This window comes from Rhodanobacter sp. FDAARGOS 1247 (genome assembly GCF_016889805.1).
GTDB lineage: Bacteria > Pseudomonadota > Gammaproteobacteria > Xanthomonadales > Rhodanobacteraceae > Rhodanobacter.
Window position 1 is genome coordinate 1,698,745 of record NZ_CP069535.1, and the last position, 22,974, is coordinate 1,721,718.

The window sequence follows — 22,974 nt, forward strand, 5'->3', positions numbered from 1 at the left end:
TGAGTGGCGCTGTTGTTCGGATTGGGGCAAGAATAAGGGCCGCTTGTGCGGCCCTTATTTCTATGGATGAGCGGATGCTTAAAAACGATATGTACCCGTCAAGCTAACCACATCGCCGTGGTCATCAAACGTGCCGTCCATCGTACCGGCACCGAGCAAGTCGGGATTGGTCAGATGAACCCGCGTCTTGCCGACGAACTGGTGCTGATAGCCCAGGTCGAAAGCGAAGTTCTTGCTGGCTTGGTAGCCCACACCAAGGCCGAGCAGGCGTCGGGCGCCGTCTGGAATGCGCGGGTCGCGGCTGATGATGTTGCTCGGGGTCTGGTCGTAACCGACGCCGGCGCGCAGCGTCCACTGGTCGTTGACTTTGTAGTCACCGCCGATCGCATACAGCCAGCTATCCTTGTATGCCTGCGGCAGGTTGACGATCGATTCGCCGCCGGATTTGAGTTCCAGATTCTCGAAACTGGACCAGTTCGTCCACTTCGCTGTTGCCGCGATGCTGAAGCGGTCATTGACCACATGTAGCCAGTCGAGGCTGGCGAAGGCAGGGGTGTCAAGCTTGGCACTGGCGGAGCCGCCTGCAGGATCCAGCGTCGGGCCGCCAAACAACGGCGCAAGACCAAGCAGGCTGATGCCGGTCGCGCTGCCGTAAAGGTTATAGGTACCAGTCAGCGTCTGCTTCACCTTGGAGTGGTAGCTGAAGCCGATACTGTCCTGAGCGGTTGGCTTCCACTCCATGCCAGCAAAATAACCGAAGGCAAATTTCTTCTTCACGTTGACATTGAGCTGCACGTCCGCGCTTTGCGGCACAAATGGAAAGCCGGAGAGTTTGGACGCCGCACCTGCTGCGTCAATCATGGAATTGAGCTGCGCCTTGGTACGTTGGCCGAGCACGCCCACGCCGATCGAGAACTCGTCGTTGATTTTGAAGCCAGCCGAAAAGCTCACGGCAATCGACTGGAGACTGGTCTTGGTACCGAAATAACGGCCCTGCCATGTCGGGTTATATTCGCTGACGAGACCGTACGGGACGGTGATGCTGCCACCCAGGGTAACGTTGTCGCTGACCGGCGCGGCAAAAGCCATGTTCGGAAATGGAATGAACTTGCCGAACCCATTCGGATTGTTTCCGGTGGTCGGATTGCCTTGCATGTCCTTGAACTCGCCTTCAAATTTGGCGCTGGGACGAATGCCGGTGCCGGTCACCTGAATCACCGGACCATTAAAGAACGCCATGGCGGCCGGATTGTTGTAGACCGCCGTCGGATCGTTCGCGAACAGCGAGCCGCCCGCATTGGCGCGCGCCCAGCCAGCGGCGTTGTCGGTGGGCAGCTGGAAGGAACCGGCCTGCGCGCCCAGCGGCATGGCGAGTGCACCGGCAACGGCCAGGGCGAGGCTGGCCTTGGTGCCGAGACGGGAGAGGTTTTGCAAGGTTTGACGGTCCACGTGGGTTCTCCTGTGACAAAAAGGTCCGGGATGGGGTGCATCCGCGGCGATGGTTTCTGGTTTTGTGTGGTGACGATGGGGCAGCACGTATCGGGAAGGTGGCACGGTATCGCTTGGTCAGGACGCAGGCCTCCCGTCCTGAATCCAGAGAGTGGATGGGGGAATGCCCTGGCGCCGTGAATCCGTATCGGCGGCCGGCGGTGTCGTGCGGGTGGCTTCGGCGGTCACCTGATCCTGTTGCAACACCTGTTCGATCAATTTGACTTGCTCCGTGTTTCCAGACGGGGCGGTGAGAATGGGGGACACCAGCGAGATCAGGCGCGCCAGCAATTCGGTGTCGTTGATGGCCTCGCCCTTGCTGATGCTGGCGATCAGTTGCTGCATGTCTTCCCCGGCCAGCATGCCGGACAGGGCCTTGAGGGCGAAATGCAGGCGCAGTCCGAGCTCGCCCCGGGGCAGCGAGGGCAGGGCGCGCGCGAACGCCTCGAAGAAACGTCCGGAAATCGATCGGTAATGCTGTTGCAGAAAATCCTGGATGAACGGCGAGGGGTCGCTGTAGACCCGACCCAGCAGGCGCATGAAGGCCGGCCCCGAGGCGCTGCCGTGGCTGAGCCGGAAAGCCGGCACGAACAGCATGGCCAGCACGGCACGGGCGTCCAGCCCCTCCGGTCGCTGGCGCTCGCACGCACTCAGCAATTGCAGCCGCTCGCGGTTGAGTCGATCCAGTCGTTGCGACAACAGCTCCTGGACCAGCGCCTCCTTGCTGCCGAAGTGGTAGTTCACCGCGGCCAGGTTCGCGCCAGCCCTGGCGGTGATGTGGCGCAGCGACATCGCTTCGTAGCCGCCCTCGATGAACAGCCACTCGGTGGCCTCAAGCAGCCGCTTGCGGGTGTCACTGGGATTGGTTCGCTGCGTCGGACTCAAGAAGCTTGCCCCGTGATGGCCCAGCCAGGTAGCTGACACCTGCTTCAAATCAAGGATTGAAACACGTGTATGGAAGCTACCGGTGGGCCGCAGGGCGGGCAAGCTGCAGTGCACGATGACAAAGAGACGGCTGCGGGAAGAGGGCGCTGAGGCAGGCGATCCCTGCGGGCCATGCACGGGCTTGATCCGGCGTAGCAAATCGGGAGCGCCAGACAGCAAAAGGGCCGGATGAATCCGACCCTTTTGCTGCACTGCATGGCAAATCACGTCAGCGGCTGGCCGACATCGTCCTCAGTCTGCCTTCTTCTTGGCCAGGCGCAGCCAGGTGTCGACGACCGTGTCCGGATTCAGCGACAACGATTCGATGCCCTGTTCCATCAGCCATTCGGCCAGGTCCGGGTGGTCGGACGGGCCCTGACCGCAGATGCCGATGTACTTGCCCTTGGCCCGCGCGGTCTTGATCGCCATCGCCAGCAGCTTCTTCACCGCCGGGTCGCGTTCGTCGAACAGGCTGGCGACGATGGACGAATCGCGGTCCAGGCCCAGGGTTAGCTGGGTGAGGTCGTTGGAGCCGATCGAGAAGCCGTCGAAAATGTCGAGGAACTCGTCGGCGAGCAGGGCGTTGGACGGCACTTCGCACATCATGATCACTTTCAGATCGTGCTCGCCCTGCTTGAGGCCGTTCTTCGCCAGCACGTCGATGACCTTGCGGCCTTCGCCGAGCGTGCGCACGAACGGGATCATCACCCACACGTTGGCAAGGCCCATCACTTCGCGCACGCGTTTGACCGCCTTGCACTCCAGTCCGAACGCCTCGGAGAAGCTCGGGTCGACGTAGCGGCTGGCGCCACGGAAGCCGATCATCGGATTCTCTTCGTGCGGCTCGTAGCGTGAGCCGCCGAGCAGGCCGGCGTATTCGTTCGACTTGAAGTCCGACAGTCGCACGATCACCGGCTTCGGATAGACCGAGGCGGCGATGGTGGCGATGCCCTCGGCCAGGCGGTCGACGTAGAACTCGACCGGACCGGCATAACCGGCGATGCGCTCGTCGATCTTCGCTTTGGTCTCGGCGTCCTGCTTGGCGTATTCCAGCAGCGCCTTCGGATGCACGCCGATGTGGCTGGCGATGATCATTTCCAGGCGGGCCAGGCCAATGCCGGCGTTCGGCAACTGGCCGAAGTCGAACGCGCGCTCGGGGTTGGCCACGTTCATCATGATCTTCAGCGGCGCCTCGGGCATGTCGCCCAGGTCGGCGGTGATCCGCTCGAACTTCAGGATGCCTTCGTAGATCGTGCCGGTGTCGCCTTCGGCGCAGGACACGGTGACGTCGGCGCCATCGGGGATCAACTCCAGCGCATTGCCGGTGCCGACCACGGCGGGCACGCCCAGCTCGCGGGCGATGATCGCCGCGTGGCAGGTACGGCCGCCGCGGTTGGTCACGATGGCCGAGGCGCGCTTCATCACCGGCTCCCAGTCGGGGTCGGTCATGTCGGCGATCAGCACGTCGCCAGCCTGCACCTTGTTCATGTCGGACAGCGAACGGATCACCCGCGCCTTGCCCGCGCCGATCTTCTGGCCGATCGAGCGGCCTTCGGCCAGCACCTTGCCCTTCTCGCTGAGATGGAAGCGCTCGAGCTGGGTGGCGTGCGAACGGGACTTCACCGTCTCCGGGCGTGCCTGCACGATGTAGATCTTGCCGGTGTGGCCGTCCTTCGCCCACTCGATGTCCATCGGCCGGTCGTAATGCTTCTCGATGATCAGCGACTGGCGGGCCAGCTCCTGCACGTCCTCGTCGCTGATGCAGAACTTGTTGCGCAGGTCGGTCGGCGTGTCTTCGGTCTTGACCCGTTCGCCCGGGGCGCTGGAGTAGACCATGCGCAACTGCTTCGCACCGAGGTTGCGACGCAGCACCGCCGGCTTGCCTTCGCGCAGCGTGGGCTTGAACACGTAGAACTCGTCGGGATTGACTGCGCCCTGCACGACCATCTCGCCGAGGCCATACGAACCCGTGACGAACACCACGTCGCGGAAACCGGACTCGGTGTCCAGCGTGAACAACACGCCGGAGGCACCCACGTCCGAGCGCACCATCAGCTGCACACCGGCAGAGAGGAACACGTCCTCGTGCTTGAAGCCCTGGTGCACCCGATAGGCGATCGCGCGATCGTTGTACAGCGAGGCGAAGACTTCCTTCACCTTGTGCAGCACGTCGTCGATGCCGACCACGTTGAGGAAGGTTTCCTGCTGGCCGGCGAACGAGGCGTCGGGCAGATCCTCGGCAGTGGCCGATGAGCGTACGGCAACAGCAATATCGTCGGCGCCGGCATCCTTGCACAGCTTGATGTAGGCCGCGCGGATCGCCTGTTCGAGCTCGGCGGGCAGGGCGGTGTCGACGATCCAGCCGCGGATTTCCCTGCCCGCCGCGACCAGGGTGTCGACGTCGTCGACGTCGAGCGACGCGAGCCGTTCCTGGATGCGCTTGGCCAGGCCGCTCTTTTCCAGGTACTGCTGGAACGCGTCGGCGGTGGTGGCGAAACCACCCGGCACGGAGACACCCAGTTTGGCCAGGTTGCCGATCATCTCGCCCAGCGAGGCGTTCTTGCCGCCAACCTTGCCCAGGTCAGTCATGCGCAGTTGGTCGAGCCAAAGCACCAGATCGTTCAAGGGTGTCTCCTTCTGAGGAAGCGTTGCAAAGAGTGGAATGGACGCGACATGCAGGCCCGAAGCGGGTTGCAAAGAACTGGTATTGTCCGCTGCGGATGGTGCGCAGCACAAGAAGACCATTGCGCGCAGATGCCATTCCAACCCGATACCAGTCAGCTGGCGGTAGATTTTGGCGGCCGGGTCGGCGACTGCGATCGGGCCGATGCCGTGCCGATTCGCCGGGTTGCCGACGCGTCAGAATGCACGCCACAACCTGCTAAGGTGCGGCCAGACGCCATCCGCCATCTGCCATCAGGGCCACGCATGCATCGAACCGTATTCTTCATTTCGGACTCCACCGGGATTACCGCGGAGACCATCGGCAACAGCATCCTGGCGCAGTTCGAAGGCGTGCAGTTCGACAAGCACCGCTTGCCCTTCACCGACAACGCGCACAAGGCGGAGGCTGCCGCGCTGCGCATCAAGACCAATTATGCGCAGACCGGCCAGCGCCCGATCGTGGTCAACACCATGGCCGAACGCGCCCTGTGCGAGATCGTCGCCGCCAGCGGTGCGCTGATGCTGGACGTGTTTGCACCGTTCATCGGCCCGCTCGAGGAAGAGTTGTCCACCAAGCGCTCGGGTGCGGTCAACCGGTCGCATGGCATGGTCGATTTCGACAAGTACGAGGCGCGCATCAACGCGACCAACTACGCGCTGTCGCACGACGACGGCATCGACGTGAACTATGCCGAGGCGGACCTGATCCTGGTCGGCGTGTCGCGCTCGGGCAAGACGCCGACCTGTCTCTACATGGCCTTGCATTACGGGGTCAGCGCCGCCAACTATCCGCTGACCGACGACGACCTCGAGAAGCTCGAATTGCCGGCGCGTCTGCGTCCGTACAAGGATCGGCTGTATGGCCTCACCATCGATCCGGTGCGCCTGGCGCAGATCCGCGAACAGCGCCGAGCCGGCAGCCGCTACGCCACCTTGCAGCAATGCCGCTGGGAGCTGGAGCAGGCCGATCGCCTGATGCGCCAGGCCGGCATTCCCAGCCTCAACACCACCCATGTGTCGATCGAGGAGATCGCCAGCAAGATCTTCGATCGCTTCGGCATCGAGCGAACCATGTTCTGAAAACCCTGGCCCGCCCACTGGAGTTCGTACATCCCCGATGAGTGCCGTACTGGACAACCGCCGCAGCCTGCTACCGGGACGATTCGAGTTCCTGATGGGGCTGTACGCCGAGAATTACCATCGCCTGACGCGACTGTTCCAGCCACAGCAGCTGGCGCCGGGGCGTTACGTGTCGAACGTGGACGACGGTCTCGACGTCCACCTGTCCGTGCAGGAGCGTCATCCGTACACCCTGGAACTGGAGCTCACCTACGATTTCGTCGACATCGATACCGGCAGGCGTGCGCCGTCGGCACAGTTGCGCATGTATACCGACGCGCATGTGGCCGAGGCGCTGCATTGCCATCCCGGGCGGCACCTGTGGCAGGTGCTGGGTCCGTTTCCGCCGGCGCATTCGGTGTTTCAGCACCGCTTGCGGATGAACGGATTCCTGTCGCGCTGGCTGGAATACCTCGTCGAACAAGGCCATTCCGTCGGCACGCTGGAGCCGCAGCCGGAGTCGAGCGAGGGCAGTCGGAAATAGGGCTTCATAAACGTGTGCCGCTTCCCGGTTCCTGCACACACGGAGCAGTGCGCAAAATCACCACGCAGCAAAAAGCCCGCGCAAGGCGGGCTTCTTGTTTGAATAGTGGCGGAGTGGACGGGACTCGAACCCGCGACCTCCGGCGTGACAGGCCAGCATTCTAACCAACTGAACTACCACTCCGCATTGTGTTGCTTCTTCCAGCTGTGCGAGCCAACTTGGCGTCCCCACGGGGATTCGAACCCCGGTGTCCACCGTGAAAGGGTGGTGTCCTAGGCCTCTAGACGATGGGGACAATTCAAGTTGGTGGAGCCAGGCGGGATCGAACCGCCGACCTCCTGCATGCCATGCAGGCGCTCTCCCAGCTGAGCTATGGCCCCGCCGCTGGAAGCCGAGAAGAATAGGTGCGCTCCGGAATTCCGTCAAGCTTTTTTTCACACTTTCGATCACGAAGTGCCGGCGTGTCGACGACGCACTCGTGCGCGCAGGCGAGTGCCGCCTTTCCTTCGTTTAAGCTGGAGCGATCCCTCGGGTTCCAGAGAGTTGATGAATGCACGAAATCGGCTTCATTCGTGATCTTGCCATCGTGATGATCGTGGCGGGCGCCACCACGATCGTGTTCCAGCGGATGCGGCAACCGGTGCTGCTGGGCTACATCCTGGCTGGCGTGCTGATCGGGCCGCATACGCCGGGCGTGCTGGTGGGCGATGCGCGCGCCATCGACGACATTTCCAATCTCGGCGTGGTCCTGCTGATGTTCACCCTGGGCCTGGAATTCAGCGTGCGCAAGTTGCGCGAGGTCGGCATCGGCGTGCTGGCCGTGGCGGTCGCGGAAGTGGGGCTGATGTTGTGGATCGGCTATGGCATCGGCGGTCTGTTCGGCTGGTCCGGCACGGACGCGTTGTTTCTCGGTGCGATCATTTCGTTGTCCTCGACGATGGTGGCCACCCGCACGCTGGCCGAGTCGGGGCAGCGCCAGCAGAAGTTCGCGCAACTGGTGACGGGCCTGCTGGTGGCCGAGGACATGCTGACCATCGTGATGCTGACCCTGCTCACGGCGGTGGCGATCGGTGGCTCGGTGCAGGCCGACACGGCGCTGGCCCTGGTGGGCCATCTGGGCCTGTTCGTGATCGTGGGGATGATCCTGGGCCTGCTGCTGCTGCCTCGCCTGGTGGATTACGTGGCGAGCTTCGATCGCGACGAGACCTTGCTGGTCAGCGTGCTCGGCATCTGCTTCGGCGCCAGCCTGTTCGCGGTGTGGATGGGCTTCAGTGTCGCGCTGGGTGCCTTCCTGGCCGGCGCGGTGGTGGCCGAGTCGCGCAGCGTGGGGCGGGTGCTGCATCTGGTGGAGCCGTTGCGCGACATGTTCGCGGCGCTGTTCTTCGTGGCGATCGGCTTGAAGATCGATCCCTCGATGCTGCTGCAGTACGCCTTGCCGGCCCTGCTCATCGCGGCCGTGGTGATCGTCGGCAAGACCCTGGCCTGCAGCCTGGGCATCTTCATCGTGGGCCACGATCCGCGCACGGCGCTGCGCTCGGGCCTGGGCATGGCGCAGATCGGCGAATTCTCGTTCGTCATCGCCACGCTCGGTCTGTCGCTGGGCGTGGTCAGCGATTTCATCTATCCGATCGCGGTGGCCGTGTCGGTGCTGTGCATGGCCGCGTCGCCGTACCTGAACCGGTCCGCGGAGAGCCTGGCCAATGGCTTGCGGCGGGTGACGCCGCGCTCGCTGATCCTGCTGGCCAGCAGCTACAACGGCTGGCTGGAGAACCTCAAGCCAGTCAACGAGAACGCGGCCATCGCGGCCATCTTCCGGCGCCTGCTCTGGCACATCGGCATCAACGTATTGCTGGTGGTGGCGTTGTTCATCGTCGGCGCCTACGTCAATGCGCACAACTGGAGCTGGTTCTCGATGCTCGGCATCGATCGGGAACTGCGCCACACCCTGATATGGGCCTGCGCGCTGTTCCTGTCGCTGCCCATGCTGATCGCCGTGTACCGCAAGGCGGAGGCGCTGGGCATGGTGCTGGCGGAAATCGGCATCCGCGAGCGGTTTGCGGGTTCGTACACGCAGGCGATCCGCAACGTGCTGGCGCGGGTCATTCCGCTGGTCACCCTGCTGGCGCTGGCGCTGCTGGTCAGCGGGCTCAGTTCGGCGATCCTGCCGCCGCGCGGGATCGCCTTGTCGCTGGTGGTGCTGGTGGTGGTGGTGGCGGTGGTGCTGTGGCGAGGTCTGGTGAGAATGCATGCGCGGCTGCAGGCCGCCCTGAAGGAAACCCTCGAAAAGCCCGGCCCGTGAGGGCGCGGCAGCTTCCCGCCGGGCCTGGCGAGGGTCCCCGAGCGGGGTGCCGTAATGAACCTTTATCGCGAATGACGGTCTGATCGCCCGATCGTTGCCAAGATCTGACAAGCACCGCACAATGCGAGGCCTGCCTCCATCGGGGGGGCCCGGCCGGCAGTGTCGGCACATCCATACATGAGGGAGTTACGAATGAAGCACTTTCTGCGTCCCACGCTGACGGCGGCCGCGATGGCCGTTGCGCTGGGCATGACGGCCTCCGTTGCCGCCCAGACGACTGGCGCTGCCGGCACCGTCGACAAGGCCAAGGCCAGCTACGTTGTGGGTTGGGAAATTGCTTCCCAGGTTCCGCCGATCATGCGCGACGAACTGGATCCGACCGCCGTGGCCAACGCGGTGAAGGCGGCGCTGTCCGGCCAGAAGCCGACCATGAGCGATACCGAAGCCAAGCAGGTGCACGACGCCTTCATGGCCAAGATCCAGGCCAAGTACCAGGCCGAGATGACCAAGCTGGCGGCCAAGAACAAGGCCGAGGGCGACGCCTTCCTGGCCAAGAACAAGAGCGCGCCGGGCGTGAAGACGACCGCGTCGGGCCTGCAGTACCAGGTGATCAGCCAGGGCACGGGCGCCCGCCCGGGTCCGAACGACACGGTCGAGATCAACTACACCGGCACCTTCGTCAACGGCCAGGTGTTCGATGCGTCCGCCAAGCATCCGGGTGGTGGCGCAGCCAAGATTCCGCTGGCTGGCGTGATCCCGGGCTTCCGCGAGGGCCTGCAGCTGATGCAGGTCGGCGGTCATTACAAGCTGTTCATCCCGTCCTCGCTGGCTTACGGCGCCGAGCCGCAGCCGCCGATGCCGCCGAACGCCACGCTGATCTTCGACGTGACCCTGGTCAAGACGGGTCCGACGCCGGCAGGCGCCGCTCCGGGCGGCAAGTAAGCATCACCAAGCAGTTGCCGGAGGCGACTCCGGCGCAAGTTTCACGAAGGGGCGCGAAGCGATTCGCGCCCCTTCGCGTTTGCGGGAATCGCGGTGACCGGATCGAAGCGGTCGCGGCGGCGGTTAGAATGGACGTCCAACTTTTGCGGGAATCGTCACCACGATGATGAATGTCACTATCTTCGGTACCGGCTATGTCGGCCTGGTCACCGGTGCCTGCCTGGCGGAAATGGGCAACAAGGTGGTTTGCGTGGATATCGATGCGGGCAAGGTCGAGCGCCTGAAGCACGGCGAGATCCCGATCTTCGAACCCGGACTCGAGGCGATCGTCCGCCGCAACCATGCCGGCGGCCGGCTCGATTTCACCACCGACGCGGCGCCGGCGATCGCGCATGCCGAATTGATCTTCATTGCCGTGGGCACGCCGCCGGACGAGGATGGCAGCGCCGACCTGCAATACGTGCAGGCCGTGGCCCGCACCATCGGCCGCCACCTGGATCACTACGCCGTGGTGGTGAACAAGTCGACCGTGCCGGTCGGCACCGCCGATCGGGTGCGCGAGGCGGTGGCTGGTGAATTGAAGGCGCGCAACGCGACGGTGGAATTCGACGTGGTCTCCAACCCGGAGTTCCTCAAGGAAGGCGCTGCGGTGGAAGACTGCCTGCGCCCGGACCGCATCGTGGTGGGCACGTCCAGTGCACGGGCGGTGGCGGTGTTGCGCAAGCTGTACGCGCCGTTCAATCGCAACCACGATCGCATGGTGGTGATGGACGAGCGTTCGGCCGAGCTGACCAAGTACGCCGCCAACGCGATGCTGGCCACCAAGATCAGTTTCATGAACGAGATCGCGAACATCGCCGAGCGGGTGGGCGCCGACGTGGAACTGGTGCGCCAGGGCATCGGTTCGGACCCGCGCATCGGTTACAGCTTCATCTACCCGGGCGCCGGCTACGGCGGTTCGTGTTTTCCCAAGGACGTGCAGGCGCTGGAGCGCACCGCCCATGCCTACGGCTATGACGCCCGGCTGCTGGGCGCGGTCGAGGCGGTCAACCGGCAGCAGAAGGGCAAGCTGTTCGAGCTGATCTCGCGCCACTTCGACGGCCAGTTGGCCGGTCGCACGATCGCGCTGTGGGGCCTGGCGTTCAAGCCCAACACCGACGACATGCGCGAGGCTTCCAGCCGGCGGCTGATGGAGCTGCTGTGGGAAGCGGGTGCCAGCGTACGTGCGTTCGATCCGGAAGCGCGCGCGGAAACGCAGCGCCTGTATGGCGATCGCGCGGACCTGGTGTTGTGCGATGACGCCATGGAAGCCGTGCAGGGTGCCGACGTGCTGGCCGTGGTCACCGAGTGGAAGGCATTCCGCAGCCCGGACTTCGCCGCCGTCCGCGGGGCGCTGGCCGAACCGGCGATCTTCGACGGCCGCAATCTGTACGATCCGGCGGTGGTGGAAGAGGCCGGGCTGGCCTACTACGGCATCGGGCGCGGGCGCAGCCTGCAGTCATCGCCATGAACGACCAGCGCGCGATGTTCGAGCAGCGGCTGGACGAGATGGAGGTCAAGCTGACCTTCATCGACGAAGCCGTCCAGGCATTGACCACGGCGGACGCCGACCAGTCGCAGCGGATCGCTGCGCTGGAGCGCGCGTTGCGCGATCTGCGCGGCGAAATGGCATCGATGCGGGTCGCCCAGGGCAGCGACGCGCACGACGAACCACCGCCGCCGCATTACTGACCGAAAACTTGTATCCAACGATCACGGAATAACCGCATGGCCGATTCCCTGCGCGATCAGCTGCTCAAGAGCGGCATCGTCAAACAGGTTCAACCCGAACGCCCCCGCGAGCCGAAGCGGGCGCCGTCGCCCGGCAAGCCGGCGCGCCACGGCGGCAAGCCCGGTGGCAAGCCTGGCGCCAAGCCCGGTGCCAAGCCGCAGCCTGCGGCCGGCCGCAGCCAGCAGGACATCGACCTGGCCAGGGCTTATGCGTTGCGCGCGCAAACCGAGACGCGGGAGCGCAAGCAGATCGAGCAGGAGGCGGCCGAACAGGCCCGGCTGCGCCGCGAGCGCAAGCAGAAGATCCAGCAGTTGCTGGATGGCAAGGTGCTGAACAAGGCCGATGCCGACCAGCCGCGCAATTTCGAGTACGGCGGCAAGATCCGCCGGGTGCATGTGGATGCCCCGCAGCTTGCCGCGCTGAATGCCGGCGAGCTGGGCGTGGTCCAGCACGGTGGTCGTTATCTGCTGGTGGCGCGCGAGATTGCCGAGCAGGTCCGCGCCATCGACGCGCACCAGCTGGCCTTGCTGGTCGACCCGGCGGCGTCCGGCATCGGTGACGATGGCGTACCGGACGACCTGATGTGGTGATGGCGGCATGAGCTCATGACAGAGAGCCCGGCACGCCGGGCTCTCTGCTGAACGTGACGCGGTATCTCAGGTTCAGTGGCTGGGGGAAGCCGGCAGCTCGAAGCCGCCTTGCGCCAGCGTCGGATCGTCCCAGCCTTTCTTCGGCTTGAAGCGGTCGCCATGGCGCTGCGCCAGCTCCTCTAGCCTTGCCTTGAGCTTGTCGGCGCCTTCGCTGCGCGTGTACTGGATCGGGCCGCCCCGGAACGGCGCGAAGCCGGTGCCGAAGATCACGCCGGCATCCAGCAGGTCGGCATCATCCACCACGCCATCGGCAAGGCAGGCGATCGCCTCGTTGACCATCGGCAGGATCATCCGGTCGGCCAGGTCGGGTGGGGTCACGTAATCCTGGGGTACTTCGGGTTTCTGCGGCTTGCCGTCCTGCCAGACATACAGGCCCTGGCCATCCTTCTTGCCGCGCTTGCCGGCCTCCAGCTTGTCGTCCAGCCCCGGTGGCAACTCCAGCCCGAGGAACGGGGCCAGTTCGCGGCCGACCGATGCGCAGACGTCCAGGCCGACGGTGTCGGCCAGTTCGATCGGCCCCATCGGCATGCCGAACTTCTTCGCCACGCGGTCCAGCACCGGGCCGGGCACGCCTTCGCTGTACAGGCGCAGCGCTTCCAGCAGGTAGGGCATCAGGATGCGGTTGACCAGGAACCCCGGCGTGCCCTTGACCGCCACCGGCAACTTGCCGATGGCCTTGCAGAATGCCAGCGCGCGTTTCTCGATCAGCGGATCGAGCCGATCATGCCGCACCACTTCCACCAGCGGCATCTGCGCCACCGGATTGAAGAAGTGCAGGCCCAGGAAGCGCTGCGGCGCGGCCAGGTTCTTGCGCAGCTCGTCCAGCGGGATGCTGGAGGTGTTGCTGGCGAGAATCTCGTCCGCCTGGAACTGGGGCTCGATGGTGGCGTACAACGCCTCCTTGGCCTCGGCGTTCTCGTAGATCGCCTCGATGGCCAGGTCGGCCGCCGCCACGCCGCTGCCGTCGACATCGGCGCGCAGGCGCTGCATCGCCGCCTCGACCTTGTCGGCGGACTTCAGCTTCTTCTCGTACAGGGTGCGGGCACGATCCAGCGCCGGCTGGATGAACTTCATCTCGCGATCCTGCAGGGTCACCTCGAAGCCCTTGAAGGCAGCCCAGGCGGCAATGTCGCCGCCCATCACGCCGGCACCGACCACGTGCACGTGCCTGATCTGCGCGTCGGCGCCGGCGCCCTGGCCCTTCAGGCGTTCCTGCAGGAAGAAGATCCGGATCAGGTTCTGCGCCGTCGGTGTGGTCGCCAGCTTCGCCACCGAGCGTGCCTCGAGTTTCAGCCGCTGGCTGATGCCGGAACCGCCACGCTTCCACACCTCGATCATCGCGAACGGCGCGGGGTAGTGCTCCTTGCGCACCTTGGCCGCGGTCTGCTTCAGCACGATCGGCGCCAGGATCTGCCGGGCCAGCCAGGTATTGGTGGCCCAGGCCCTGGCGCGGCGGGCGAACGGCCGAGTCGCGGGGCGGCGCAGCAGCAGGCGCGCCTCGCTCAGCAGCTCGTCCGGGCGTGCCAGCCGGTCGACCACGCCCAGGCCCAGGGCGCGCTTTGCCGACAGGGCCTTGCCGGTCAGCATCACCGGCAGCGCCTCGGTGGCGCCGATCAGGCGCGGCAGGCGCGCGGTGCCGCCCCAGCCCGGGTGGATGCCCAGCATCACTTCGGGCAGGGCGATCCGCGTTTTCTCGTCGTCGACGGCGATGCGCTGGCGGCAGGCCAGGATCAGCTCGGTGCCGCCGCCCATGCAGGCACCGTGCACGGCAGCCACGGTGGGACAGGGCAGGCGGGCCAGCGCCTCGTAGACGCGCTGGCCGTGCTCGATGTTCTCCAGCACCGTGTCGTGTTTCGCGTACTCGACGAATTCCTTGATGTCGGCGCCCACGGCAAACCCCGAGGCCTTGGCCGAGTGGATCACCACACCGGCCGGCTTCTCGATGGCCAGGCGCTCGACGATCTGCTCCAGTTCGTCCAGCACCGCGCGGGAAATCGCGTTGACGCTGCTGTTGGCGCGATCCAGGGTCAGCGTGACGATGCCATCCTCGCTTTCGCTGGTCTTCCAGTGGTTGAAGCGCAGTCCTTCGAACATGGGTCGATACGGTGTGGTGGAGGAGGCCTGAACCATACCGTCCCGACGCCATGATTGCGAGATGTGACACATCTGCTTGACCGTGCGCCGGTGCCGGTGTGAAATCGGCCATCATCCGTTGGCACCGAGGTTGCTACGGGCTACGGCGGTGCAGGTCACGGGACGACCGGCGAATGGGCAGGGACAGGGATGATCCGACGCACTCCGGTCAACGTGGCAACCAGCGGGCTCGTTCCCATCATTCATCCAGGCAGTCGCGGGTTGGCTGACTCCATGGCTTCACCGCCGCCGCACGGGGACGCAATGAATTCGACAATCGCCTCCGTTCCCGTGCAAGCCGGCAACGAGATCTTCGAACGCATCCTGGCCGCACCCAGCGGCCTGGTGGTGCTGGACAGCCAGGACGTGCACGCCCTGATCGATCAGTTTCGCGCGATCGCGCGGCATACCGGCCAGGCCGTCTACCTGTGGCAGCCCGATACCGGACTGGGCAGCCTGCGCGACGCCCACGTGCGCGTGCCGGATTGCCAGCGGCTGGGCAATGCGCTGCGTTACATGCAGCAGAGCATGCATTTCGGCGTGTACTTCCTGCTCGGACTCGAGCTACCGCTGTCGGCGATGGACGGCACCCTGCTGCGCCAGCTGGCGCGCGCGCCCAAGGGGCATCTGCGCCGGGTGGTCCTGATCGACGCGCCCGCCGCGCTGACCGAGCACCTGGGCGACCTGGCGACGCACATCGGCAGCCAGGATAGCCAGCCCCGGCGCCTGCGCCTGCGTGACGGCCGCTGGCTGGTCTGAGGCGAGGACACGATGAACTCCGGCATCCTGGTGGTCGCAGCGCAGCGCGAACTGCGGCGCAACCTGTTCGACGCACTCGACCAGGCGGGTTACCCGCAGATCTACAGTGCGCGCGATGTCCCGCACGCGGCGATCCTGCTCGAGGGGCGGCCGCCGTTGCCGCCCCTGCAGTTGCTGGTGATCGTGCTGGCCGGCGACGCGCAGCAGGCACGCCATGCCTGCGAACAACTGCGACACCTGCCCGGTGCGGCCGAAACGCCGTTGATCGTGGTGCTGGCGGACGAGGCGACCTTCGGGCCGGCGGACCTTCCGCCCGGCATCGCCGACTGGCTTTCCGCCTGGAACATCTCCGACGAACTCATTCCCCGCTGGCGGCGTTCGCTGGCGCCGGAAGGCATGCGTGCGCGAGTGCTGCCGCCTGTGCCCGAAGCGATGGTCGAGCCCGATGGCTACCGTTTCACCTTCGAGGAAGGCGAAGGCGAATGGCTGATCGTCGACGCGCAGAGCGGCCGCCTGCTTGAAGTCAGTCCCACCGTGGGCAGGCACAGCCGCATCCACGTCGACCAGTGGCAGGGCCTGCCGCTGGCCCAGGTGTTGCGCTTCGAAGGCATCGCGATCAGCCAGGTGCTGACCGAGGCCAACCGCAACTGGTACCCGTGCCAGCGCAAGTCGGCGCAAGGCGCGGACACCGGCCAGGCCAGCGTGCGGCGCATCCGGCATGCCGGGCGTGACGCGCTGGCGCTGATGTTCCGCAGCGATCGCGCCGACCTCCGGGCCGAGGCGGCGCTGTCATTGCTGTCGCGCATTTTTGCCTCGACCAGCGGCGTCGACGCCCAGAGCGCTGCCGGACGCCTGCTGTTCGACGAGCTGGGACTGGACTACCTGGCTGTCTGGTCGGCCCGGCACGAAGGGGCGGAAGCGCCCAACCAGATGCTGCAGTTGTGGAGCGGCGAGGATGTGGCCTGGCCGCCGGCGCAATTGCAGAGTTCGCTGCAACTGGTGCTGGCCGGCAAGTCGATCCTGTACCGCACCGATGCCAAGCGCCTGGCGCCGATCGACCCGCTGCTGCAACAGCTCGAACTGGCCGGCTTCGCCGGGCTGCCGCTGTACGACGAAAGGCATACCGTGCTGGGCGCGATGCTCGCGGGCACGCGCCGCGGCTTCGGCGAGATGAGCATCATCGAACCGGTGTTGCGCTGCGCGGTCGCGCGCTTCGCCCAGATGCTGGAGCTGGGCCGCACCCGCGAGCAGGGCCGCGCCGAAGGCCTCGTCGACGCCCTGACCGGGCTGCCCAACCGCCTGCTGTTCAACGATCGACTGGAAACGATCATCCGCGAGGCCACCCGCAACGGCGAATGCTTCGCCGTGCTGTTCGTCGACCTCGACCGCTTCAAGGCGATCAACGACACCTACGGCCACGCGGCCGGCGACCAGGTATTGCGCACGGTCACCCAGCGCCTGTGCGGCAGCATCCGCGCCTCCGATACGGTGGCGCGCTACGCCGGCGACGAGTTCACCATCGTGCTGCGGCACATCGTCAAGAACGACGACGTGATGCGGGTGGCCGAGAAGATCGTGCAGGTGATGGAGACGCCGCTGTACCTGGAGGACGGCACCGAGCTGCAAGTGACCGCGTCGATGGGGCTGAGCTTCTTCCCGGACGACGCCGGCGACGCGGCGACCCTGCTCAAGCACGCGGACGAGGCGATGTACGCGGCCAAGCACCAGGGTCGCAACACCTTCCAGATCTACGAGATCAGCCCGGAATATGCCCAGCAGCATGGCATGGCGCTGAAGACCCGCCTGCGCCACGCCGAGGGCAATGGCGAACTGCGCGTGGTCTACCAGCCGCAGGTCAATACCGAGACCGAGGACATCGTGGGGATGGAAGCGCTGGTGCGCTGGGAACATCCCGAACTGGGCATGATCAGCCCGGCGGTGTTCATCCCGCTGGCCGAGGAGACCGGCCTGATCGTCTCGATCGGCGAATGGGTGATGCGCACGGCCTGCCGCCAGGCGAAAGAGTGGGAGCAGCGTTACGGCCTGCGCCTGCGCCTGGGGGTGAACCTGTCGGCGGTGCAGTTGATGGAGCCGCACCTGCTGGACACGGTCGCGGCCGTGCTGCGCGATACCGGGCTGGACCCGACCCTGCTGGAAATGGAAGTCACCGAAAGCATCAGCATCAAGGAGGCGCCCAACCTGGTCGAGAACCTCAACGCGCTGCACCGGCTGGGCTGCCATATCGCGATCGACGATTTCGGCACCGGCGCCGCGTCGCTGGATTACCTGCGCCGGCTGCCCGCCGACCGCATCAAGATCGACCAGAGCTTCGTGCGCAACATCGGGGTGGACCCGGATGACGAGGCGATCGTGCGGGCCACCATCGAGATGGCGCATCGGCTGAACCGGGCAGTGGTGGCCGAGGGCGTGGAGATCGAGCAGCACCTGCAGTTCCTGCGCACGAACGGCTGCGACGAGCTGCAGGGTTACCTGTTCTGCCGCCCGCTGCCGCCGATCAGCTTCGACAAGCTGCTGGCCGAGCGGCAGCGCCTGCTGGAAGGGCGCGCGGCCGAGCTGGCTTGAGTGGACTGCCAGCGCCCCCATTACTGACCGATACCCGTCACGGGTCGGGGTGGCGCATCCGGCATGACAACCAGCCAACGGGCTGTGCGTTAAGGTGGGGCCTGCTACTTCATGTTCCAGGTGAACTAGGGCGCCGGGCCGTGGTCTGAGCGCCGCGTTCAGTTCAAAACAAGCTCCCGCAGCGGATGACGGCATTGACGACGGATACGGCCCGGATGGGCGAAAACGAACTGGATCGCGCGCTGGTCGAGCGTGTCCAGCAGGGAGACAGGCGGGCCTTCGACCTGCTGGTGCGCAAGTACCAGCACAAGGTGATCGGGCTGGTCTCGCGCTACGTGCGAAGCCATGCCGAATGCGAGGACATCGCCCAGGAGTCCTTCATCCGCGCCTGGCGGGCCATCGGCTCGTTCCGGGGCGACAGCGCCTTCTACACCTGGCTGTACAAGATCGCGGTGAACACCGCCAAGAATCACCTGGTGGCGATGGGACGTCGGCCGCCTTCGGGCGACATCGACGCCGACGACGCCGAGTTCATGGCCGGCGCCGAGCGCATGCACGACAGCGCCACGCCCGAGCGCGAGCTGATGCGCCAGGAAATTGAACAATCCGTGTTTTCCACTGTCCAAGCGTTGCCCGAAGAACTGCGGACCGCCATCACGCTGCGCGAAGTGGATGGTCTCAGCTACGATGAAATCGCCGAAGCAATGGGCTGCCCGATCGGTACGGTGCGTTCGCGCATCTTTCGGGCACGCGAGGCGATCGACGAAAAACTGCGGCCACTTTTGTCGGACCGCGAGGATCAGACATGAATCAGGCAGGCATGAATCAGGACACCCGGGAAAGTCTTTCCGCGGGCATCGATGGCGAGTTGTCGAAGGAGCAGCTGCGGTTCCTGCTGCGCCGTCTCGACCACGATGCCTCCCTGCAGGCCGCCTGGTCTCCCTACCACGTGGCGCGCGACAGCCTGCGCCGGGAATTCCCGGCCGTGGCCAGCGCCGACTTTGCCGACCGCGTGATGCGCGCGATCGAGCAGGAAGCGGCCGCGGTCACCGCGACTCCCTCCCGGCGCCATCACTGGTTGCGCTGGTCCGCGGGTGGCGCGATCGCCGCCAGCGTGGCCGCCGCCGCGTTGATGGTCGGCCAGCCGCGCTCGAGCAGTGAGCTGGAACAGGTCACCGCCTCGGCCAATACCAGTCAGACCAGCACCGTCACCAGCCTGGCCGCGGCTGCCAAGCCGACCGCGCCCGCGGCCGTGCCGCCGTGGCTCAGCGGCAATTCGGCTGGCTTGCTCAGCCAGCAGGCCTCGGCCACGCTGGGCTCGCCGTTCGGGCAGAGCCCGTCGAACTATGCACGGCGGCTGTCGGGCTACCCGTCGATGCCGCGTTACCGCACGCTGGAAAACAACGACGGCAGCTACCTGTTGCTGCTCGATCCGGAGCAGCAGCGGATCTCCGCGCCGGACGACGCGTCGCGCAGGGCATCCGCCGTCGCGCAATAGCTCGGGTCCGCGTGTCGTTCCCGCGGCCCGTTTTCGATGCACGCCACCACCCGGGTTCCGCAAGGGCCGGCCGCTGCCGTGCGCGGAATGGCCTGCGGAATGCGCGGGCCTCGGCAGCTTGCCGGGAATCATTTCGGAACCATCCAGTCCATTTCAGGCCGGTCCGGCTTGAGTCAACCTGAGGAGGAGCCATGAATCATTCCATCCTGCGCAGCCTGGCGTGCTGCGCCTTGCTGGGCGTCGCCAGTGTCGGCGTGGTGCAGGCGCAGGCACCGGGCGGCGCGGCGGCCTTGCCGGATTTCACCGGCATCGTGCAGAAGAACGCGCCGGCCGTCGTCCACGTGGAAGCGAAGTACACCGGCGAACAACCCGACAGCTATGGCGCGCGCGGTCCGCGGATGATGCCCGGCCAGGGCGGGCCCGATGATCCGCAAGCCGAGATCCTGCGCCGCTTCTTCGGCATGCCGATGATGCCCTCGCCGCAGCAGCAGAAGCACACCTCGCTGGGTTCGGGCTTCATCATTTCCCATGACGGCTACATCCTCACCAACAACCACGTGGTCGATCACGCGGACAAGGTCACCGTGCGCCTGCAGGACCGGCGCACGCTGACCGCGAAAGTGATCGGCACCGACCCGACCTACGACATCGCCCTGCTCAAGGTCGATGCCGGTGGCGACCTGCCGGCGGTGGAACTGGGCGATTCGCGCAGCCTGAAGCCGGGCCAGTGGGTGCTGGCGATCGGTTCGCCGTTCGGCTTCGACTATACGGTGACCCAGGGCATCGTCAGCGCCGTGGGGCGCAACCTGGGCCAGCGTGACCAGCCGTATACCTCGTTCATCCAGACCGACGTGCCGATCAACCGGGGCAATTCCGGCGGTCCGCTGTTCGATCTGCAGGGCCGCGTGGTGGGCGTCAACTCGCAGATCTATTCCAACACCGGTGACTATCTCGGCGTGTCGTTCTCGATTCCCATCGATGTGGCGATGAGCGCCGTGCAGCAGCTCAAGTCCAAGGGTTACGTCTCGCGCGGCATGCTGGGCGTGACCATGCAGCCGGTCAATGACGACATCATCAAGGCGTTCAAGCTCGACAATGGCGCGGGTGCCGCGGTGGTCGACGTCAGCCCGGACAGTGGCGCGGCCAAGGCAGGCATCCAGCCTGGCGACATCATCCTGAGCTACAACGGCCAGCCACTGCAGCAGGCCTCGGACCTGCCGCCGCTGGTCGGCATGACCAAGCCGGGCAGCAAGGTGCCGGTGGAAATCCTGCGCAACGGCAAGAAGCAGACGCTCGACGTGACCATCAGCGAGGCCAAGCGTGATCGCAACGCGGTCAACAACCTGGCTTCGGCGCCGTCGTCCAGCCAGGCCGGTTCGGCCGCGCTGGGTCTGACCGTGCAGTCGATCGACAGCGACACGCGTAGCCAGCTGGGCCTGAAGGCGGGGCAGGGCGTGGTGATCGACGACATCACCGGCCCCGTGGCGGCGCAGGCCGGCCTGCGTGCCGGCGACGTGATCACCATGGTCAACCAGCAGAAGGTCGGCAGCGTGGCCGAGTTCGAGGCCGCCACGAAGAGCGTGAAGGCGGGCAGCACGGTGCTGTTGCTGGTGCGCCGGGGCGAGCAGAGCAACTTCGTGGGGCTCACGGTGCCGGCGGATCGCTGATGTGCCGCTGGCCGGCCCGCGGCGCACGGGCCGGCCAGCATCGAGCGGCGCCATCCCGTGGCGGGATGGCGCCGCTTGCCCGATCGCCTGATGGCGGCGATCCCATGCGATAATGCCGGGTTAGCGTTGCCTCGCGGCAGCGCCGCCACGCCGTCGCGTGGTGCCCAGCCCCAGCTCGACCACAGGCCGCCAGCGCTCCATGGAATTGATCCGCAACTTCTCCATCATTGCCCATATCGATCACGGCAAGTCCACCCTGGCCGATCGCATCATCCAGATCTGTGGCGGCCTGGCCGACCGCGAGATGGAAGCGCAGGTGCTGGACAACAATCCGATCGAGCGCGAGCGCGGCATCACGATCAAGGCGCAGTCGGTGTCGCTGCCGTACAAGGCGCGCGACGGCAAGACCTATCAGCTGAATTTCATCGACACCCCCGGGCACGTGGACTTCTCCTACGAGGTCAGCCGTTCGCTGGCGGCGTGCGAAGGCGCGCTGCTGGTGGTGGACGCCGCCCAGGGTGTCGAGGCGCAGTCGGTGGCCAATTGCTACACCGCGGTGGAGATGGGCCTGGAAGTGGTGCCGGTGCTGAACAAGATCGACCTGCCGACCGCCGACGTCGAAAAAGTGAAGCTGGAGATCGAGGCGGTGATCGGCGTGGACGCCACCGATGCGGTGGCGATCAGCGCCAAGACCGGGCTGAACGTGGTCGAGGTGCTGGAGGCGATCGTCGCCCGCATCCCGCCGCCGCAGCCGCGCGACACCGACAGGCTGCAGGCGCTGATCATCGACTCCTGGTTCGACAACTACCTGGGCGTGGTGTCGCTGGTGCGCGTGATGCAGGGCGAGATCAAGTCCGGCGACAAGCTGCTGGTGATGTCCACCGGGCGCACCCACGAAGTGGGCGACGTCGGCGTGTTCACCCCCAAGCGCAAGAAGCTGGACAAGCTCGGCGCGGGCGAGGTGGGTTGGATCAACGCCTCGATCAAGGACGTGCACGGCGCGCCGGTCGGCGACACGCTGACCCATGCCGGCAAGCCGGCCGACAAGGCGCTGCCCGGCTTCCAGCACATGCAGCCGCGGGTGTTCGCCGGCCTGTTCCCGGTGTCGTCGGACGACTATCCGGCGATGCGTGAGGCGCTGGACAAGCTGCGCCTCAACGATGCCGCGCTGTTCTTCGAGCCGGAGTCGTCCGAGGCGATGGGCTTCGGCTTCCGCTGCGGTTTCCTCGGCATGCTGCACATGGAGATCGTGCAGGAGCGGCTGGAGCGCGAATACGACCTCGACCTGATCACCACCGCGCCCACCGTGGTCTACGAGATCCTGAAAAGCGACGGCACCACCATGTTGCTGGACAACCCGGCCAAACTGCCGACCAACACCAGCCTGGTGGCGGAGATCCGCGAGCCGATCATCATCGCCAACATCCTCACGCCGCCGGACTACATCGGCAACGTGATCACCTTGTGCGAGGAAAAGCGGGGCGTGCAGCGCTCGATCCAGTACCTGGCCAGCCAGGTGCAGATCAGCTACGAGATGCCGCTGGCCGAGGTGGTGATGGACTTCTTCGACCGCCTGAAATCCGTCTCGCGCGGCTACGCCTCGATGGACTACCACTTCGATCGCTTCGAGGCCGGCCCGTTCGTGCGCACCGACGTGCTGATCAACGGCGATCGCGTCGACGCGCTGAGCCTGATCGTGCATCGCAGCCATGCCGACCGCCGCGGCCGCGACCTGGTCGAGCGGATGAAGGACCTGATCCCGCGCCAGCAGTTCGACGTGGCCATCCAGGCCGCGATCGGCGCGCAGATCATCGCCCGTTCCACCGTCAAGGCGTTGCGCAAGAACGTCCTGGCCAAGTGCTACGGTGGCGACGTCAGCCGCAAGAAGAAGTTGCTGGAGAAGCAGAAGGAAGGCAAGAAGCGCATGAAACAGGTGGGCCGGGTGGAAATCCCCCAGGAAGCCTTCCTCGCCGTACTCAGAGTGGACAAATGA

At 65.7% G+C, this 22,974-nt stretch carries 17 protein-coding genes and 3 tRNA genes; 13 read left to right on the forward strand and 7 right to left on the reverse strand.

What is annotated here, in order from left to right; translation table 11 throughout:
• Window positions 1–78: 78 nt before the first annotated feature.
• From I6J77_RS07705 to ppsA, 3 genes are all read right to left on the reverse strand, one after another.
• Window positions 79–1,449 carry an outer membrane protein transport protein gene (locus tag I6J77_RS07705; RefSeq protein ID WP_204111171.1) on the reverse strand — a complete coding sequence of 457 codons (1,371 nt, stop codon included), beginning with the start codon at window positions 1,447–1,449 and terminating at the stop codon, window positions 79–81.
• 117 nt (window positions 1,450–1,566) lie between these two features.
• Window positions 1,567–2,475, reverse strand: a complete 909-nt coding sequence (locus I6J77_RS07710) for a TetR/AcrR family transcriptional regulator (protein WP_239309225.1) — start codon at window positions 2,473–2,475, stop codon at window positions 1,567–1,569.
• Window positions 2,476–2,664: 189 nt separating this feature from the next.
• Complete coding sequence (gene ppsA, locus I6J77_RS07715; protein ID WP_204111172.1) at window positions 2,665–5,037, reverse strand: phosphoenolpyruvate synthase; 2,373 nt, start codon at window positions 5,035–5,037, stop codon at window positions 2,665–2,667.
• Between the two features lie 303 nt (window positions 5,038–5,340).
• On the opposite strand from ppsA, the gene I6J77_RS07720 reads away from it, so the two are divergent.
• Together I6J77_RS07720 and I6J77_RS07725 are read left to right on the forward strand one after the other, a co-directional pair.
• Entirely contained in the window at window positions 5,341–6,156 is an 816-nt protein-coding gene (locus I6J77_RS07720) for a pyruvate, water dikinase regulatory protein (RefSeq protein WP_007805301.1), read from the forward strand.
• A 37-nt stretch (window positions 6,157–6,193) separates the two neighbouring features.
• Window positions 6,194–6,679 (forward strand): DUF1249 domain-containing protein, encoded by a 486-nt coding sequence (locus tag I6J77_RS07725; protein ID WP_056718901.1) that lies wholly within the window; start codon window positions 6,194–6,196, stop codon window positions 6,677–6,679.
• Window positions 6,680–6,785: 106 nt separating this feature from the next.
• Here I6J77_RS07725 and I6J77_RS07730 read toward each other — a convergent pair.
• The 3 genes from I6J77_RS07730 to I6J77_RS07740 all read right to left on the reverse strand — a co-directional run bounded on the left by I6J77_RS07730 (window position 6,786) and on the right by I6J77_RS07740 (window position 7,059).
• A tRNA-Asp gene (locus I6J77_RS07730) sits at window positions 6,786–6,862 on the reverse strand.
• A 36-nt stretch (window positions 6,863–6,898) separates the two neighbouring features.
• Window positions 6,899–6,974, reverse strand: a tRNA-Glu gene (locus I6J77_RS07735).
• A 9-nt stretch (window positions 6,975–6,983) separates the two neighbouring features.
• Window positions 6,984–7,059, reverse strand: a tRNA-Ala gene (locus I6J77_RS07740).
• A 170-nt stretch (window positions 7,060–7,229) separates the two neighbouring features.
• Between I6J77_RS07740 and I6J77_RS07745 the strand changes: the two genes are divergently transcribed.
• The 5 genes from I6J77_RS07745 (at window position 7,230) to I6J77_RS07765 (ending at window position 12,281) form a co-directional block, all read left to right on the forward strand.
• On the forward strand, window positions 7,230–8,978 hold the full coding sequence (locus I6J77_RS07745; protein WP_056765990.1) for a cation:proton antiporter: 1,749 nt from the start codon (window positions 7,230–7,232) through the stop codon (window positions 8,976–8,978).
• A gap of 192 nt (window positions 8,979–9,170) precedes the next feature.
• Window positions 9,171–9,920, forward strand: a complete 750-nt coding sequence (locus I6J77_RS07750) for an FKBP-type peptidyl-prolyl cis-trans isomerase (RefSeq protein WP_204111173.1) — start codon at window positions 9,171–9,173, stop codon at window positions 9,918–9,920.
• 166 nt (window positions 9,921–10,086) lie between these two features.
• Window positions 10,087–11,430: a UDP-glucose/GDP-mannose dehydrogenase family protein gene (locus I6J77_RS07755; protein WP_204111429.1), complete on the forward strand. Its 1,344-nt coding sequence runs from the start codon at window positions 10,087–10,089 to the stop codon at window positions 11,428–11,430.
• A complete protein-coding gene (locus I6J77_RS07760; RefSeq protein ID WP_007805312.1) occupies window positions 11,427–11,651 on the forward strand; it encodes a SlyX family protein in 225 nt (74 codons plus the stop codon). Before I6J77_RS07755 ends, I6J77_RS07760 begins: the two co-directional genes overlap by 4 nt.
• Before the next feature lie 36 nt (window positions 11,652–11,687).
• Window positions 11,688–12,281, forward strand: a complete 594-nt coding sequence (locus I6J77_RS07765; RefSeq protein WP_204111174.1) for a DUF2058 domain-containing protein — start codon at window positions 11,688–11,690, stop codon at window positions 12,279–12,281.
• 72 nt (window positions 12,282–12,353) lie between these two features.
• Here the strand turns inward: I6J77_RS07765 and I6J77_RS07770 are convergent, their stop codons facing one another.
• Window positions 12,354–14,435 (reverse strand): 3-hydroxyacyl-CoA dehydrogenase NAD-binding domain-containing protein, encoded by a 2,082-nt coding sequence (locus I6J77_RS07770; protein ID WP_204111175.1) that lies wholly within the window; start codon window positions 14,433–14,435, stop codon window positions 12,354–12,356.
• Window positions 14,436–14,738: 303 nt separating this feature from the next.
• On the opposite strand from I6J77_RS07770, the gene I6J77_RS07775 reads away from it, so the two are divergent.
• The 6 genes from I6J77_RS07775 (at window position 14,739) to lepA (ending at window position 22,974) form a co-directional block, all read left to right on the forward strand.
• The gene (locus I6J77_RS07775; protein WP_056718912.1) at window positions 14,739–15,233 is read left to right on the forward strand and encodes a hypothetical protein; all 495 of its coding nucleotides are present in this window, start codon (window positions 14,739–14,741) and stop codon (window positions 15,231–15,233) included.
• A 12-nt stretch (window positions 15,234–15,245) separates the two neighbouring features.
• Window positions 15,246–17,816 (forward strand): bifunctional diguanylate cyclase/phosphodiesterase, encoded by a 2,571-nt coding sequence (locus I6J77_RS07780; protein WP_056718915.1) that lies wholly within the window; start codon window positions 15,246–15,248, stop codon window positions 17,814–17,816.
• 215 nt (window positions 17,817–18,031) lie between these two features.
• Window positions 18,032–18,625: an RNA polymerase sigma factor RpoE gene (gene rpoE / locus I6J77_RS07785; RefSeq protein WP_007805322.1), complete on the forward strand. Its 594-nt coding sequence runs from the start codon at window positions 18,032–18,034 to the stop codon at window positions 18,623–18,625.
• Window positions 18,622–19,314: a sigma-E factor negative regulatory protein gene (locus I6J77_RS07790; RefSeq protein WP_204111176.1), complete on the forward strand. Its 693-nt coding sequence runs from the start codon at window positions 18,622–18,624 to the stop codon at window positions 19,312–19,314. The genes rpoE and I6J77_RS07790 overlap by 4 nt, the downstream gene beginning before the upstream one ends.
• 191 nt (window positions 19,315–19,505) lie before the next feature.
• On the forward strand, window positions 19,506–20,981 hold the full coding sequence (locus I6J77_RS07795; RefSeq protein ID WP_204111177.1) for a Do family serine endopeptidase: 1,476 nt from the start codon (window positions 19,506–19,508) through the stop codon (window positions 20,979–20,981).
• Window positions 20,982–21,180: 199 nt separating this feature from the next.
• Window positions 21,181–22,974 carry a translation elongation factor 4 gene (gene lepA / locus I6J77_RS07800; protein ID WP_204111178.1) on the forward strand — a complete coding sequence of 598 codons (1,794 nt, stop codon included), beginning with the start codon at window positions 21,181–21,183 and terminating at the stop codon, window positions 22,972–22,974.